Raw genomic sequence first — 1,231 nt, 5'->3', positions numbered from 1 at the left:
ATTCAACGACGCTGGCGCGAAACACTTTCGCTTCTTCGTCGTCGATGGAGATCCAGCTGCCGTCGGTGGCGGGGGTCATGCAGGACATGACGATCCGACCACGGGTGTCGTTGGCGTCGGTGTACTGCTTGACCGCGCACTGGCGGCAAGCGCCAACGCTGCCAAGGGCGGGGTGCCAGCAGAAATAAGGGATATCGAGGCCTAGCGACAGACATGCCTGTAACAGGTTGTCTGCCCCATCGACTTCGAGCTCTTTGCCGTCTACGTGGATAGTGGCCATGGTTCAAAGTTCTTCGTTGGCCCGGTGTCAGCGGGCGTGGCTAATGGAATCTTGTTATTCGTCCGAATCCAAACAGCCCATCAAAGGCGTCATCGAACGAGAAGGCGAAGGGCACGGACCCTTCGCCTTTTTAAGCGTTTACGCGCCGACTACGATCGGCCTTGCCAGAGGCGGGACGACAGCGCTGGTAGGCGCGATGCCGGCTTCGAACTCTGGACGGAAGTATTTGATTGCGCTGCCCAATGGCTCCACGGCGCCCGGTGCGTGAGCACAGAAGGTCTTGCCAGGGCCGAGGAAACCGACCAGACCCAGAAGGGTCTCGATATCGCCGGCTTGCCCTTCACCGTTCTCGATCGCACGCAGCAGCTTGACGCTCCACGGCAGACCATCACGGCACGGGGTGCAGAAACCGCACGACTCGCGGGAGAAGAACTCTTCCATGTTGCGCAGCAGGGACACCATGTTGACGCTGTCGTCTACCGCCATGGCCAGGCCGGTACCCATCCGGGTACCCACTTTGGCGATGCCGCCGGCGTACATTTGTGCGTCCAGGTGTTCCGGCAACAGGAAACCAGTACCGGCGCCGCCTGGCTGCCAGCACTTGAGCGTGTAACCGTCGCGCATGCCGCCGGCGTAGTCTTCGAACAACTCGCGACCGGTGATGCCGAACGGCAATTCCCACAGGCCCGGGTTCTTGACCTTGCCGGAGAAGCCCATGAGCTTGGTGCCCATGTCTTCACTGCCTGGCAGCGCCAACGATTTGTACCAGTCCACGCCGTCGGCAATGATTGCCGGGACGTTGCACAGGGTTTCAACGTTGTTCACGCAAGTCGGCTTGCCCCACACGCCAACGGCGGCAGGGATTGTATTGTTTGTGCGAGGTTTGTGTTGTAGTCGTTGGTGGTAGTTGTTGAGTTCGTTTTGTTCAAGTTAGTTGTTACGGGGGGGGAC

The 1,231-nt window shown here is 59.9% G+C and carries 1 protein-coding gene and 1 pseudogene; both read right to left on the bottom strand.

Annotated elements, in window-relative coordinates:
• Positions 1 to 280, bottom strand: a 280-nt coding sequence (locus ACIQY3_RS13525; protein WP_403019991.1) for a 2Fe-2S iron-sulfur cluster-binding protein, incomplete at its 3' end; no start/stop codon positions are given.
• A gap of 138 nt (positions 281 to 418) precedes the next feature.
• Positions 419 to 1,144: pseudogene (locus tag ACIQY3_RS13520) on the bottom strand (NADH-ubiquinone oxidoreductase-F iron-sulfur binding region domain-containing protein); the annotation flags it as partial.
• Positions 1,145 to 1,231 lie beyond the last annotated feature (87 nt).

Origin of the sequence: Pseudomonas sp. NPDC096950 (assembly GCF_044762525.1) — a bacterium.
GTDB lineage: Bacteria > Pseudomonadota > Gammaproteobacteria > Pseudomonadales > Pseudomonadaceae > Aquipseudomonas.
This window is presented reverse-complemented; position numbering and strand designations above follow the sequence as displayed.